The 14,481-nt window shown below is 60.2% G+C and carries 11 protein-coding genes; 4 read left to right on the top strand and 7 right to left on the bottom strand.

The window, feature by feature from the left end; genetic code table 11:
- Positions 1 to 262 precede the first annotated feature (262 nt).
- Both P272_RS0100285 and P272_RS09000 read left to right on the top strand, forming a co-directional pair.
- On the top strand, positions 263 to 739 hold the full coding sequence (locus P272_RS0100285; protein ID WP_052323053.1) for a hypothetical protein: 477 nt from the start codon (positions 263 to 265) through the stop codon (positions 737 to 739).
- A 188-nt stretch (positions 740 to 927) separates the two neighbouring features.
- Positions 928 to 1,203 carry a hypothetical protein gene (locus tag P272_RS09000; protein ID WP_081708960.1) on the top strand — a complete coding sequence of 92 codons (276 nt, stop codon included), beginning with the start codon at positions 928 to 930 and terminating at the stop codon, positions 1,201 to 1,203.
- Here the strand turns inward: P272_RS09000 and rsmI are convergent.
- A complete protein-coding gene (rsmI, locus tag P272_RS0100275; protein ID WP_081708959.1) occupies positions 1,167 to 2,120 on the bottom strand; it encodes a 16S rRNA (cytidine(1402)-2'-O)-methyltransferase in 954 nt (317 codons plus the stop codon). The genes P272_RS09000 and rsmI overlap by 37 nt on opposite strands.
- A gap of 227 nt (positions 2,121 to 2,347) precedes the next feature.
- Here rsmI and P272_RS0100270 point away from each other — a divergent pair, with 227 nt between their 5' ends.
- Positions 2,348 to 3,904 (top strand): dolichyl-phosphate-mannose--protein mannosyltransferase, encoded by a 1,557-nt coding sequence (locus P272_RS0100270; protein WP_044097665.1) that lies wholly within the window; start codon positions 2,348 to 2,350, stop codon positions 3,902 to 3,904.
- Positions 3,905 to 4,437: 533 nt separating this feature from the next.
- Here P272_RS0100270 and P272_RS0100265 read toward each other — a convergent pair.
- From P272_RS0100265 to P272_RS0100240, 6 genes are all read right to left on the bottom strand, one after another.
- Positions 4,438 to 6,060, bottom strand: coding sequence for an extracellular solute-binding protein (locus P272_RS0100265; protein ID WP_029677574.1), 1,623 nt, complete (start codon positions 6,058 to 6,060; stop codon positions 4,438 to 4,440).
- A 98-nt stretch (positions 6,061 to 6,158) separates the two neighbouring features.
- A complete protein-coding gene (locus tag P272_RS0100260; RefSeq protein ID WP_029677573.1) occupies positions 6,159 to 6,830 on the bottom strand; it encodes a YesL family protein in 672 nt (223 codons plus the stop codon).
- 85 nt (positions 6,831 to 6,915) lie between these two features.
- Positions 6,916 to 7,836, bottom strand: coding sequence for a carbohydrate ABC transporter permease (locus tag P272_RS0100255; RefSeq protein WP_253269646.1), 921 nt, complete (start codon positions 7,834 to 7,836; stop codon positions 6,916 to 6,918).
- A gap of 34 nt (positions 7,837 to 7,870) precedes the next feature.
- On the bottom strand, positions 7,871 to 8,872 hold the full coding sequence (locus P272_RS0100250) for an ABC transporter permease subunit (RefSeq protein ID WP_081708957.1): 1,002 nt from the start codon (positions 8,870 to 8,872) through the stop codon (positions 7,871 to 7,873).
- Positions 8,873 to 9,153: 281 nt separating this feature from the next.
- Positions 9,154 to 10,620: a glycoside hydrolase family 1 protein gene (locus tag P272_RS0100245; protein ID WP_253269628.1), complete on the bottom strand. Its 1,467-nt coding sequence runs from the start codon at positions 10,618 to 10,620 to the stop codon at positions 9,154 to 9,156.
- 26 nt (positions 10,621 to 10,646) lie between these two features.
- Positions 10,647 to 11,549 carry a TetR/AcrR family transcriptional regulator gene (locus P272_RS0100240; RefSeq protein WP_081708956.1) on the bottom strand — a complete coding sequence of 301 codons (903 nt, stop codon included), beginning with the start codon at positions 11,547 to 11,549 and terminating at the stop codon, positions 10,647 to 10,649.
- Between the two features lie 414 nt (positions 11,550 to 11,963).
- On the opposite strand from P272_RS0100240, the gene P272_RS0100235 reads away from it, so the two are divergent.
- The gene (locus P272_RS0100235) at positions 11,964 to 14,465 is read left to right on the top strand and encodes a GH36-type glycosyl hydrolase domain-containing protein (protein WP_029677568.1); all 2,502 of its coding nucleotides are present in this window, start codon (positions 11,964 to 11,966) and stop codon (positions 14,463 to 14,465) included.
- The last annotated feature ends 16 nt before the right edge of the window (positions 14,466 to 14,481 follow it).

The raw sequence follows: 14,481 nt of genomic DNA, 5'->3' as shown, positions 1-14,481 counted from the left end.
AACCATGAATCGAGAACACGCGCTCGGGGGAGCATCGTGGACGCCTACCACTGCCGTTAGCGCCAGCCGCCCTCCTAGAGCTACCACCAAGCCGCCAAGTCGACCACTACAAGCCGGGGGAGCGCCGACTCATACCCGCAGCCGTCCTTCTACGGCCGAATTTGGGGCACCGATCCCCGAACCCAAACCGCTGCCCAGCCTGATCCAAACCGAGGACCTGCCCGGTCCGCTCAGCCTTAGCCTGCTGGTGAAGGAAGGGATCGTGACCTGTCTGGACCAATCCTGCTGCTACCTGAACGAACAGGCTGAGGGACTCTACGGTCGCGCCTCCATCGTCACGCCCATGGTTCCTTACGGCGCAGCGGCATGCGGCGGTCTGGCGCTCTGGATATGGATCAACGGCCAATTCCCCGATACGCTGGACATCATCTCCAACTCCCACTTCCGCACGCCGGTTCACGGCAGGCCCCTGCGACCCCACCAGCGACAGCTGGATGCCCGCTACCTGATGAAGCTCGGGAAGCTCTGGGTGACTTCGCCACTCTGGACGGCCTGCGATCTGGCCTGCGATTCCTCGGGCCGATGCAACGGGGAGGAGATTACGGCGGTCTTGCATGAACTCATGGAGCGGTATCAGGTCAGCTGCGGATCCTGCGAGGAGCTCCTGTCCTCCAACCCGCGCTGGCCTGGCCACGCCCAAGGACTGGAGACCATAAGACGACTCAAGGCGATCCTATGAACCAGGCGATGAGAGGTGGCCGACACGGTCATGGCCATCATCGACACTGGAATCGGAATCAGAATCGGGGCCGTCGTGGATTCTCCGCTGCTGAACGCATGGCCCGGCTCATGACTGCCGTCAGCAGCCGGTCGCACCCCTGGGCGGAAGACAATTTGAACCGAGAAGATTCCGATAGCTTGGGACCAATGACCGAGGTGCGCGCCCCACCGCCAGAGCCTCCTCTGGTGCCGACGGCCCTGATGGCCACAGACCCCGAGACCGACCCGAGCATCCTCTGGGCCATTGCCCGAGAAGAACCGCAGCTGCGTCGATGGCTGGTAGCCAATCCCGCCGCCTCGCCGGCCCTGCTGGAGGCCGTCTCCCAACTAGGCGGACCCGGTGTGCGCAGGGCACTGGAGGTGCTGCTTGATGAAGGGAACGGGAATCAGTCCTCCTTATCCTCTTCAACAGCCAAGGCATAAATCCTTTTGCGATTGGGCAGGCTACCATCGGTCAGGGGATGCTCCGCAGCCACCCGGGCGATGGCCTCCTTGAGCCGCAGGCCCTCGGATCTGGCCAGATCACGTGCCAGAGTGGCCAGCTGCTGGTCATCCATAGCATCCGGATCGTTGCGCCTGGCCTCCAGGGCGGAGGCACCAGCCACGACCAGGACCATCTCTCCCCTGGGGGGATCTTCTCGCAGGGATTGCACGATGTCGCCAACTGTGCCCCGCCGGATCTGCTCATGCTCCTTGGTCAGCTCCCGGCAGAGGGCCATGAGCCTATCGGGGCCGAAGACCTCCTGAAGGTCCTGCATAGCCTGATCGATGCGGTGGGGCGTCTCGTAGAAGACCATGGTCCGCTCCTCGCTGCGCAGGGTGCGCAGATGCCGCAGCCGCTCCTGGTGTCGGCGGGGAAGAAACCCCTCGTAGCAGAAGCGGTCGGTGGGCAGGCCAGAGAGGGCCAGGGCGTCCAGTACGGCGCTAGGCCCAGGAGCACAGGTGACCGGTATGCCTCGTTCGATGGCTCGCCTGACGATGGCCATGCCCGGATCGTTGATAGTGGGCATGCCCGCATCCGAAACCACCAGCGCGCAGGCCCCGTCACGAACCTGGTCCAGGATGGGGTCAGCCATCCGCCTCTCATTGTGATCGTGATAAGCCATAACCCTGCCGCCTACGCGCACCCCCAACCGGTTGGCCAAATCATAGAGCCTCCGCGTGTCCTCTGCTGCCACCAGATCCGCCGACTGCAGGAGCTTCACCAATCGTGTCGAGGCATCGGCGACATTGCCTATAGGCGTGGCCGCCAGCACCACCATTCCACGTGAAACACTGGGTGGAATCGACTCCTCATGACTTTCTCCGCCCTGTATATGTCCATCGCTCCGGCCATTCATGCTGCTCATGCCTTTAGTATGGCCTAATCTAGGGGGTGATGACATCTTTGGCAGGGCTTTCTTCGCAGCATCGCTCCTCCAGACACGGCAGGCACGCCGCCCACCGGTCCGGTCGCCCTGCCATGCTGTCCATCTTCAACAGGCCCAAGGGTCAGCATACCAAGAGAGGGATCAACCGGATTCCCCGGCTCTCCCATCGGCAGAGCGGCTGGCTGGCCTGCATCCTCATGGCTCTTCTAGGCGGGCTCCTGCGATTTGTGCGGCTGGGCAGCCCCCGGGCCATCGTCTTCGACGAGACCTATTACGTCAAAGACGCCTGGACCATGCTGATGACCGGCGAGCCCCGCAACTGGCCGAAAACAGCCGGCCCGCTGGACCTTCCCATCGACCAGATCTTCGCCCAGGGGCACACCAACGGCTGGCTGCCCCAGGCCGAATACGTGGTTCACCCGCCGGTGGGCAAATGGTGCATCGCCCTGGGACTCAAGCTCTTCGGTGGAGCCGGCAACCCCTTCGCCTGGCGAGTGGCCACCGCCCTGGCCGGCACCATCGCCATCCTGCTGCTCTGCCGTGTGGCCCTGCGCCTCTTCCATAACCTGCCTATCGCCCTGACGGCCGGCTTCCTCATGGCCATAGACGGTCTAGGCATCGTCATGAGCCGTACCGGCCTGCTGGACAACTTCGTCATGATCTTCGTCCTGGGGGCCTGGCTGTGCCTGATGGGCCATCGGGACTGGGCTCGGGCCAGGCTGCGACAATCCTGGGCCAAGGACCAGGCTGACTTCCGTCTGCACTACCGGGTGAAGGTCATTCAGTCACAGGGGCATCAAGGGCAGGAAAGCCGTGTCGAGCTGCCCGTGGCCACCACCGGCCCCTTCATCGCCTGGTCCTGGTGGCGGACGGCCGCCGCCCTGCTACTGGGTCTGGCCACCGGCACCAAGTGGTCAGGTGCCTATTTCTTCGCCGTCTTCGCCCTGATCTCGGTGCTCTGGGACGGCTGGGAGCGCCATCAGGCAGGATACGGATCCTGGTTGCAGAGTGCCGTGTTCCGGGACGGGCTGCCGGCGGCCTTGCTTATGATTCCCATCTGGGCGGGCACCTATCTGGCCTCCTGGACGGGGTGGTTCCTGCACGGCGATTCATTCATGCACAATTGGGCGGCCCAGCACCCTGGTCAGGGTCTGACCTGGTTGCCGGAGGGGCTCCGATCCCTGGCTGAATACCATCGGCAGATGTGGCACTTCCACACCACTCTGCATACCCGCCATCCATACATGGCCAATCCCCTGACATGGCCCCTGCAAATCAGGCCCACCAGTTTCTACTGGCAGAAGCTCACGGGCTTCCCCGGCCTGTGCGGACTGGCCAAGGACTCCCCCTGCGTGGCGGCCGTCACCTCCCTGGGCAATCCTCTGACCTGGTGGCTTGGCAGCATCTGCGTAATCCTGGCCATCGTCATCGCCGTCGTGGTCAAGCACGGAGATTGGCGCATCTGGGGTGTGTTGGCAGGCATGTTGGCCGGCTGGCTGCCCTGGGTCCAATATATGAACCGGACCACCTTCACCTTCTATTCCATCGTCATCCTGCCCTGGATGATTCTGGCAATCTGTTACGTGGTCAACTGGCTACGGCAGAACTCGGACAGCGTCCTCTACCGGCAGACCATGATCATGGGCCTAACCCTGCTTGGCCTGACTTCGGTCTTCTTCTATCCACTGTGGACCGCCATGCCTATCCCCTACGACTTCTGGCGCATGCATATGTGGCTGTCCAGCTGGATCTAAGACAAAGGCGGGGCGGTCGGACAGCGATGCCCAACCGCCTCGCGGACGCGTTTATAAGCCGTCGTGCTCAGACCGGAATCCTTCCAGAACCGCTCCTGAGTGTCATAGTCGACTCTGATCAGCCCAAAGCTCGATGCATGCCGACAGATAGCCGATGACGGCGTCGAACCAGGCATAGAGCTCCTACACCACTTTCTCATGATTACCGGTCATGATCACTCCGGTAGGGAATGTAGGCGGCCGGACACAATGGTGCAAGAGGGCAACCCACCGGGAGAAGGCAAGAGCCCGGCGGGCAGCCCTCCTGTTCCGTGAATACGGCAGCGCTCTAGAGACTGTGCCGAGCTCTGAGAGGTGGACTGAGACCACCCTGAACTCAAACGGTGGCCAGTTGCCAACCGGCCAGTCACCAACCCGGCCGCCTCATCGGTCCTCCCGAAGACCATATCGTATAGTTTGGGCGGGCACGGGGTCCGACGAACCCTGGAGACCTTCCTTGAATCACTGGGGACCCCAGGGCACGTCCGCATCTGTCAATTCTTTGAGTAGTACTGGTCGTAGGCCTTCTGCACCAATTTGATGTTCTGATCCAAATTGGCCTTTTTCAGGGTCTGCACATAGTTGTCCCAATCCTGGTCCACACCACCCTTGGTCACCCACTGGGCGAACTTGGTCATAGCGGTGTTCATCAGGGTCGTGTTGTTGTTCTGCATGGTGGTCTGATCCTCGGAGGAATACTTGAGGGCACCCGGAATGACATCCAGCTTGGGGTCCACATGGGACAGGGCCGGCTCAAGGGGCTGCTCCTGGCTCTTGACCTCCTCAAGATCTGCTGGCAGCTCGATCTTGAGATTGGGACGGATCCAGTAGGGAGAATCATCAGCCAGGGTCTCCGTCCACTTCCAGGTGGAGGGGTCCTTGCTGGAGTCAGCAGGCGGCAGGACCTTATAGGAGTCCGGCCCTGTCTTCTGCACGTCCGTGCCTAGGTCACCCCAGAGCATCTGCAGGGACATGTCCTGCCCATAGAAGGCGTTGGCCACCTTGATGGCGGTTTCCTTGTTCTTGCTCTTGGCCGAGACCACCAGTGCGAACTCACTATAGTCCAACCGGTCCCCCTGGGTGTCGTAGACCAGCTCATCCGGATTCTGGTCGGCCTTGGCCTTTAGCTGCGGCATGGCCACATACTGACTGGCCAACTTGTCACCAAAGCGGTCGGAAGCCGTCCACCCCCAGGTGAAGCCGATTTTGGCCTTGTCGCCCTGTCCTCGTGCGGTGGACTGGGACTTGGAGTAGTCGTGGGTGAAAGCGTCCTTGGCGATCAACCCCTCACCCCAGAGCCTGTTGAGGAACTGGATCAGCTCCTTGTAGCGGTCATCGGTCAGGAAGGACTTGATCTTGCCCTTGTCGGCATAGTAGCCCTGAGTGCCACCTACCGACGTCACGATGCCTAGGCTCCCCAACAGGAGGGTGGGCTGATAGTCACCGAAGCCTCCGGTACCGGGAGACTGGAAGTCGAAGGGGATCTCGTCGGCTTGTCCGTTGCCATTGGGGTCCTTGGTCTTGAAGGCCTTGAGCACCTCCTCAAGCTCATCCCAGGTGGTCGGCACCTGCAGGCCCAGCTTGTCCAGCCACTGTTTGTTGATGTACATGTGGCTGACTGCCTTGGGCCAGATTCCCTTCTTGACAGCGGGCAGGATGTAGATCTTCCCGTCAGGCATGGAGACCACCTGCTTGGCCGTGGGGTCGGTCTTGAACATCTTCTTGACATTCGGCATCTTATCCAGGTCCTGGCTCAGATCCTCGAAGAGGGTGCTGTAAGTGGCTATGTCTGCCAGGTTGATCCCCTTGAGGATGAGGTCGGGCACATCGCCGGCTGCCAGCATGGCCTGCTTCTTCTGGTCCCAGTCCGAGCTGGCCTCCTGCCAATGGATTTCGCAGCCACACTCCTTCTCCAGCTGCTTGGGCCACTTCATCTTGGATATCTTCTTGGTCAAAGGGTGCTTGGCCACGGCTATCGTGATGATCGGCTGGCCCTGGGCATTGGTGGTGGGTTCCTTGGAACCGCCGCAACCGGCCAGCATCATCGACATGGCCATCGTCATGGCCCCCACGGCCACCAGACGGTTTCTGAAACTGTGTTTCCCAAACGAACTCATGATTCGCTTCTCCTGTTCGACAGTGAACTTCTCTGCTTACCCCGGGCCCATGCACCAATCGCATCGATCCGGGCAATGTACGTAAAAGGACGAATCCGTCACTCTCCTTTCGTTGCCATCCCGCCCTGCGCGCCCTGGCGCATCCGGACGGAAAAACCATCGAGCCTGCCGTAGAACCAGACCGCTGACGACGACAGGAGGCAGGGCAGTGCAGGCCCGAAGACCACAGCCAGGCCAGGCCAGGACCAGCAGGCAAAGGCCATAAGGGCCAGGCCGAAAGCCAGAACCACACTCATCCAGGGGCGCGCCAGGACCATTTGAACCGACCTGACCAGGATCCAACCGACCCCCTGGTCGTAAAGGGCGAAGAGGACCCAGGACAGGGCAGTGGCGAGAATCAGGAAGACCATGAGGCAGAAGAGGATGCCAGAGACGAAAACCCCGACCCTGCCGGTCCGATGAAAGTTGACAATCCAATAATCCCCCAGCAGGAGGGCCCAGATGGCGGCCTGCCCCCAACCGAAGATGTTGGCCCCTCTGAGCTCCCTCTTCCACAGACGGTGGAAGGTCCGCCAGGTCTGGGCAATCCCCCACTCCCTGTCCTCATCTGTCAGCCACCTCCTGAAAACCCCGCAGGTCGCGGCCAGGGAGGGGAAGAAGCCTACCAGAACAAGCCCCATGATGGTATGTGCCAGTAGAGCCAGGTTCGTGATGAAGGTCACCAGGACCAAGCGGGCCGCCTGCTCGTATCCGAGGGCGAATCTGTGCATGCTTCCTCCTTCCCCGGGCACAGCCATAGCTGTCCGGCCCATACGTCTTGTCTTTGTTCCCCGTCAGTAGGACGGTCCGGTGCAATCAGCCCTTGATTGCCCCGATCATGACACCTTTGTTGAAGTACTTCTGTATGAAGGGGTAGATGACCAGGAGAGGGAGGGTGGAGACGATGATCACCCCGTACTTGATCTGATCAGCGAACTCCTGTCCGTATCCAGCGCCGGCTGTCGAGCCCGACCCTCCCTGGAAAGCTTGGTTGGACAGGAGGATGTCACGCAGGACGATCTGGAGTGGCTGCTTGTCGTAGGTGCGTATGTATACCAGACCGGTAAAGAAGTCATTCCAGTGCTGTACCAGGTAGTACAGGCCGATGACGGCGATGATCGCAGAACTCAGGGGGATGACAATCCGCGTAAAGTAGCGGAAGTACCCCACCCCGTCAATCTGAGCGGCATCGTGGAGGTCCTCGGGGATGGAGCTCTCGAAGAAGGACCGGGCGATGATCAGGTTGTAGACATTCAGGGCCTGGGGAATGACGAAGACCGCCCAGGAGTCCAGGAGGTCCAGCTGCTTGTAAAGAAGGTATGTGGGGATCAAACCGCCGTTGACGAACATGGTAATGGTGAAGAAGAGCATGATCAGGCGGCGCCACTTGAACTCGGGTCGGGAGAGGGCGAAAGCCGCCGGCATCGTGACCACCAAGTTCAAAACGGTGCCTGCCACAGTGTAAATCAACGTATTCCGGTAGCCGTTCCAGATTCTGTCATCCCCCAGAATCTGCTGGAAGCCATAGGCTGAAATGCCCTTGGGAAACCAGGTGACCTGGCCTGTATTGACCAGGGTCTGATCCGAGACCGAAGCGATGATGATGAACCAAATTGGATAGAGGATGGAGGCCACTATCAGTAGCAGGATGAGGACGATAATCAGGTCAGCCACCCAGTCTCCCAGCGTTCTGCCCCCAATCAGCCGTCTGACCCTGCGGGCCCCGGAGCGTGCCATATCTTGCGTGTTTTCCATTTTGTCTTCCTCCCCCTCAGAAGATGCCGGTATGAGACACCCTCCTGGAGATCTGATTGGCGATGACCAGGAAGACGAAATTAATGAGCATGTTGAATAGGCCGATAGCCGTGGAATATGAGAATTGATTTTGCAGAATGCCGATTTTGTAGGTGTAGGTCGATATGACTTCGGAGGCCGGTAGGTTCAGGGTGTTCTGCATGAGGAACACCTTTTCGAAGCCTACGTTGAGCACACCGCCCATGTTCAGGATCAGGAGGACGCCGGCGGTAGGCATTATGGCAGGTATATCGATGTAACGAATCAACTGGAAGCGGCCTGCCCCATCCATCTTGGCTGCCTCGTAGAGGGCCACGTCGACCGAACTGAGTGCGGCCAGGTAGATGATCGAGTTCCAGCCCATATGCTGCCAGACCTCGCTGATCCAGTAGATTGGCGTAAAGGTGCTGGGGTTCCCCATGAAGTTGGCATTGTCAATGTGAAGGAAGGAGAGGAAACGGGTGAGCAGACCCGTGGACGGGGTCAGGAAGAGGTTGATCATGGCCACGATCACGACCGTAGATATGAAGTGCGGCATGTAAGTGATGGTCTGTACGAAGCTCTTGACCTTGGTGGAGTGGATCTGGTTGATCAGGAGAGCCAGGATGATGGGGGCGATGAAGCCCATGACCAGAGTCCACAGACTAATCCTGATCGTGTTAACCATGAGGGGCTTGAACATAGGTGAGGCGAAGAACTGCCTGAAATACTGGAAGCCCACCCAGTCGCCTCCGGTGAGGCCCTTGGTGAAATCATACTTCCTGAATGCCAGTTGAATGCCGTACATGGGGCCGTAGTTGAATACGGCCACAAACAGCATAGCTGGAAGCACCATGACCCATAAAGGCCAACAGCGCTTCAGGGAAGATTTATACCCCCCCCCCCCCGCGAGAAAGGGTCTTATGCGCCTTGGCGGGTTTGGAGGAGGCGAGGCGCGCGGTTTTACCGGAAGTCTTGACCTGACGGTCGACTTCTTCATCGGTTCCGGTCATGCTCTGCCCTTCTATGACTAGTTTCGTTCCCATCCGGCTCAATCCTTGAACCTGGGGGAATCCATATCCGGCGACTATGCCGCTATGACAACGCAAGCTTATCTAACGTTGTAAAAAATGTCAATTCAGCCCTACATGCCGACGAGAAGAGCACCCCCCCCCTCCGTCGGCATGATCAACCTGATTAAATGGTCAGGATCGGCAGTGCGGACCACCAATCGCACGCGGAGCCATTACCGATCGCAGACCAATCGATATCAGAGCTCTTTCAGATGGCATTGGCCTGCACAATCTGGGAGTAGCGCTTTCCCGAATCCTTCCAGATCCGCTCCTGAGTGTCATAGTCGACCCTGATCAGCCCAAAGCGCTTGGTGTAGCCCAGGGCCCACTCAAAGTTGTCCAGCAGGGACCAGGCGAAGTAGCCGGTAACCCGAGCCCCGGCCTGAATGGCCCTGGCCACGGCCTTGACATGCTCTTCCAGATAGGCTACCCGCTTGGGGTCGTGAACGATCTTCCCGCTGGGCGCGTCCGGATCCCGACTGACCTGATCATCCCAGGCGGAACCGTTCTCGGTCACCATGAGTTCTATGTCGGGGAAACGTCGGCCCAGCTCGACCAGCACATCAGTCAAACCCTTAGGTTCCTGATTCCAGCCCATCCCTGTCAGCTCCCCCTGCGGGGCCAGTCCCTCCACGCCATCCTGGGCCGGCATGGCGTTGGCATGACGATCGACCAGCTTGCCCTCGGGACCGACCGACGCATCGGCGGATTCATCATCAGCCTTCCTGGCCTTGACATAGGTGGTGGCGTAGTAGTTCAGTCCCAGGACATCAAGGGGCTGATGAATGGTCTCCAGGTCACCGTCCTGCACGAAGCGCCAGTCGGTATCCTCCCCTGCCGCCTGACTGACACCTTCCGGATAGACACCTTCCAGCATGGGGGCCAGAAAGACCTCGTTGGCGAAGAGATCGGCCCTCTTCTTGGCGGCGAGGTCCTCCGGGCTGTCAGAAGCCGCCCGGGTCACCTGAAGGTTGAGGGTGACCGAGAGCTGGGCACCCTGCCCGACCTGGGCCCTGATGGCTTGACAGGCCAGGCCATGGGCCAGGCTCAGATGGTGGACGGCGGCCAGGGCCTGGTCGTAGTCCTTGATCCCTGGGGCATGGGCCCCGTTCCCATAGCCCAGATAGGCCGCACACCAGGGCTCGTTCAAGGTGGTCCAGGTGTCCACCCGGTCGCCGAAGGAGGCCGCCAGAGCGGAGGCGTAGTCGCCAAAACGGAGGGCTGTGTCCCTGCTGGGCCAGCCGCCTTCATCCTGTAGGTACTGGGGAAGATCCCAGTGATACAGGGTGACGACGGGCCTGATTCCATTGTCGCGCAGCATATCAAGGACCTTCAGGTAGTGATCCAGCCCGGCCTGGTTCACCGGACCACCAGCCGTGGGAAAAATACGGGACCAGGATATGGACATGCGGTAGGCACCGACACCCATCTGCTTCATCAGGGCTATGTCCTGCGGGTAGCGATGATACTGATCGCAGGCCACATCACCGTTGGACCCGTCGACTACCACGCCCGGCCGGGCGCAATATGTGTCCCAGATGGAATCCGTCCTGCCATCCTCATGTGCCGCCCCTTCCACCTGGAAGGCTGCCGTGGCCGTTCCCCAAGTGAAATCGGACGGGAAGATGAACTTGCTCTCTTGGCCCATGCCAATCCTCTCTTTCGTTTCTTTCATATCCATGGCGCTATTCTCTCCTGCAGTCATTTGCTGTCCCCCGGCCGTTGGACGTCCTCGGTGGCCGCTGTCCCACCGGAGGGGTCGTCTGGACGTAGCCGCTGGTCCTGCACCGCCGGTCCTCCACCCGTAATAAGGCCGTAGGAGGCCAGGCATTCTTCCGAGTCCGGGTCGATGTCACTGGGGTCCATGAACCCATGCCACTTCTCCTGAGGGAAGAGCTCATCGGAGAAGGCGAGCCACTCGGCCACCAGGTCGGCTGACCCGTCCGCCAGCCAGCGGTATTGCAGGCCATCCATGGCCGACATGCACAGCACCCACATGTGGTGGAAGCGGTCAAGGTCGTACCCTCTGGGCAGGCACCAGTTCAGTGACTTGATGGTCTGCCAAAACTTCTGGTTTCGGCCTATGAAATAGCGGTGGGCCGGGTGCGAGGGGCTGAGAGCCTCTCCGTTCAAGATGGAGAAGAGCTTGACCATCTCCGGCCTGCGGGCATTGAAAATGACGTTGTTGGCGCAGAACCGAGGGAAGAAGAGAAGGTTGTGTCCGTCCGCATCCGTCCCCGTGCAGGTCGTGTAGATGAACTCGTCGGCCTCAGGGGAGTCATAGGCCTGCTCCATGACCATCCTGAACAGGTCGTTCTTGGAGTCGATGTAATGATAGAGGGCGGCCTCGGTGATGCCCACCTGATCGGCCACGTCCTGCAGGGACATCCCCCAAAAGCCCTTGGCAGCAATCACCTTGACGGCCGCCTTGACAATCTGTTCCTTGCGCTCATCGGCGGTCATGCGCTTGCGCCGGGGGAAGCCCTTGCCAGTAAAGACCTGACGGGCACGAGGGTTCTCCGAGAAGGTGGACCCGACCGTCGGACCGGATCCGGTGACACTTTTTCCTGCCCGGTACTGGTTCCAATCCTCTACGCCAGTCATGAACCCCCCTTACTCAGGCACTTGGCGGGTGGTGGGATCCTGTCTCTTTACAGTGCCGCCCGCCCCTGCGGGTCCCCATCATGACTGCAGACGGCTCCAATCTGCCCAACCTTTGGGGTTCCGGCCTATTGGAAGCCACATGAGTTCAACCATTATAGGGAATCCGCACACGCTTATCTATAGGTTTATTAATTAATGCTATCATCTTAGTCAAACGATAATACAAACGCGGGTCGCCAGCCTTAGCAGTCTTTCCCGAAATGGGGCACGATTCCGGCAGCTATTCCGATCAGGCACTGCTGCTTTCAAGGGGTTGTGACGCCTCGGGACAGTCCGGAAGGGCCGCCTACGGCCTGCCCAACCGGCCCCAACCCGACGGGGCTGGGCCAAGGTTGCATTGAGGATAGGGAGAACATGCAATACGGTCATTTTGACGACGCAGCCAGAGAGTATGTCATCGACACACCCGCCACCCCGCTGCCCTGGATCAACTATCTGGGCAACCAGGACTTCTTCTCCCTCATCTCCAATACAGGCGGTGGCTATTCCTTCTACAAAGATGCCAAGCTCCAGAGGATAACCCGCTACCGCTATAACGGGGTACCTGCCGACAACGGCAGCCGCAGCTACTACCTGAGCCTTATGGATCGGGACAACCCAGAGTCCGCCCCCCTGGCCACCTGGTCGCCCACCTTCCTGCCCTCCAGGACTCCCCTGGACCGGTACAGCTGCCGTCAGGGGATCGGATATACCATTTTCGAATCCTCATATAAGGGCATCGATACAGTCATGACCGCCTTCGTCCCCGTGGATGCCGATGCCGAAATCAACCGTTTGAAAATCAGGAACACCACCGGCTCCCCCATCCTTCTGGATGTGACCGGCTGTGTTGAGTGGTGCCTGTGGAACGCCGTGGACGACTCCAGCAACTTCCAGCGCAACCTGTCTACGGGCGAAGTGGAGGTCGAGCAGGGATCGGAAGCCACCCTTCTCTACCACAAGACCGAGTACAAGGAACGCCGAAACCATTACGCCTTCTTCGGGGTCAACCAGCCCACCTGCGGGTTCGACACCAGCCGGGACGAGTTCCTGGGTAAGTTCAACGGCTGGGATACCCCCGAAGCCATCACCGAGGGCAGAGCCCGCAACTCCGTGGCACACGGATGGTTCCCTATAGCCGCCAACAGGGTCAGGCTATCCCTGGACCCCGGCCAGGAGGAGAGCCTGGTATTCATCCTGGGCTATGTCCAGCTGCCCAAGGAGGACAAGTGGGAGGACCCCGATGACCCTGCCAAGGTGGGAATCATCAACAAGAAGCCCGCACACGCCCTCTTCGACCGATTCAGAAGGGACGACCAGGTCGACCAGGCCTTCGCCGACCTCAAGGCCTACTGGGCCGATCTCCTGGGCCGGTTCACCCTGGACAGCGGCGACCCCCGCCTGGATCGGATGGTCAACATATGGCACCAGTACCAGTGCATGGTCACCTTCAACCTTTCGCGTTCGGCCTCCTATTTCGAATCAGGCACAGGGAGGGGGATGGGCTTCCGCGACTCCAACCAGGATCTCCTGGGCTTTGTCCACCTGATCCCCGACCGCGCCCGTCAGCGCATCATCGACATCGCCTCAACCCAGCTGGAGGATGGGTCGGCCTGGCACCAGTACCAGCCTCTGACCAAAAGGGGGAACGCCGACATTGGCGGCGGCTTCAACGACGACCCCCTCTGGCTGGTGGCCGGCACCTACGCCTACCTGGCCGAGACCGGGGATTCCTCCATCCTGAAGGAGCCCGTCCCCTTCAACAATGTGGCAGGGACCGAGAAACCCCTCCTGGAGCACCTGCGCCGGTCGATCGGGTTCACAATGAACCACATGGGCCCGCATGACCTCCCCCTGATTGGACGGGCCGACTGGAACGACTGCCTTGACCTCAACTGCTTCTCCGATACACCAGGAGAGAGTTTCCAGACTGTCGAAAACAATGACACAGGTGTGGCTGAGTCGGTCCTGATCGGAGGCATGTTCGTCCTCTATGCCGGCCACTACGCCGACATCCTGGACCATTACGGGACGGATTGCGGGATGGACAGGGATGCTGTGGCCCAGGAGACCGCCTCGGTCCGCCAGGCCATCGAGAAGATGACCCATACCGTGGAGGAGGCCGGCTGGGACGGCCAGTGGTTCCTCAGGGCCTACGACGCTTACTCCCGTCCCGTCGGCTCCCACACTGACACCGAAGGGCAGATCTACATCGAACCCCAGGGGATGTGTGTAATGGCCGGTATCGGTCTCGATGACGGCAAGGCCCGACAGGCCCTGACCTCGGTCAAGGAGAGGCTGACCTCCTCCTGGGGTACGGCCATTCTGGCCCCCGCCTATTCCACCTACCGAATCGAACTAGGCGAGATCTCTTCCTACCCCAGGGGGTACAAGGAGAATGGTGGCGTCTTCTGCCACGTCAACCCCTGGATCTCCATAGCCAACGCCATGGTCGGCGATGACGAAGAGGCCTTCGCGGTCTACAGACGCACCTGCCCCGCCTACCTGGAGAAGAAGTCCGACATCCGCAAGGTGGAGCCCTACGTCTACTGCCAGATGGTGGCCGGTCCTGAGTCCCCCACCCCCGGCGAGGGAAAGAACTCATGGCTGACAGGCACGGCCGCCTGGTCCTTCGTGGATGTCTCCCAGTATCTGCTGGGGGTCAGGCCCACCTTGGACGGACTGGTTATCGAACCCCACCTGCCCGCCGAATTCAACGAACTGACCGTCGGCAGGACCTGGAGGGGGGTCACCTATCGAATTTCCATGAAGCGGACTGGAAGGCGTTCGGTCAGCCTGGACGGCCACGAACTGAGTAGCGGGATGGTACCACCCCAGACAAGCGAGAATCCGGTGAACGTGACCGTGACCTTCTGAGGGGTCGCCGAGTCAC

The sequence above is a fragment of the Bifidobacterium sp. 7101 genome (genome assembly GCF_000499285.1).
GTDB lineage: Bacteria > Actinomycetota > Actinomycetes > Actinomycetales > Bifidobacteriaceae > Bombiscardovia > Bombiscardovia apis_A.
The sequence above is the reverse complement of the archived record's forward strand: the minus strand, read 5'-3'. Positions and strand labels throughout refer to the sequence as shown.

Coding starts and splice junctions, on each gene's coding strand:
- P272_RS09000 (WP_081708960.1), top strand. CDS start 928: ATGACCGAGGTGCGCGCCCCACCGCCAGAGCCTCCTCTGGTGCCGACG.
- rsmI (WP_081708959.1), bottom strand. CDS start 2,120: ATGAATGGCCGGAGCGATGGACATATACAGGGCGGAGAAAGTCATGAG.
- P272_RS0100270 (WP_044097665.1), top strand. CDS start 2,348: ATGGCTCTTCTAGGCGGGCTCCTGCGATTTGTGCGGCTGGGCAGCCCC.
- P272_RS0100265 (WP_029677574.1), bottom strand. CDS start 6,060: ATGAGTTCGTTTGGGAAACACAGTTTCAGAAACCGTCTGGTGGCCGTG.
- P272_RS0100260 (WP_029677573.1), bottom strand. CDS start 6,830: ATGCACAGATTCGCCCTCGGATACGAGCAGGCGGCCCGCTTGGTCCTG.
- P272_RS0100255 (WP_253269646.1), bottom strand. CDS start 7,836: ATGGCACGCTCCGGGGCCCGCAGGGTCAGACGGCTGATTGGGGGCAGA.
- P272_RS0100250 (WP_081708957.1), bottom strand. CDS start 8,872: ATGAAGAAGTCGACCGTCAGGTCAAGACTTCCGGTAAAACCGCGCGCC.
- P272_RS0100245 (WP_253269628.1), bottom strand. CDS start 10,620: ATGAAAGAAACGAAAGAGAGGATTGGCATGGGCCAAGAGAGCAAGTTC.
- P272_RS0100240 (WP_081708956.1), bottom strand. CDS start 11,549: ATGACTGGCGTAGAGGATTGGAACCAGTACCGGGCAGGAAAAAGTGTC.
- P272_RS0100235 (WP_029677568.1), top strand. CDS start 11,964: ATGCAATACGGTCATTTTGACGACGCAGCCAGAGAGTATGTCATCGAC.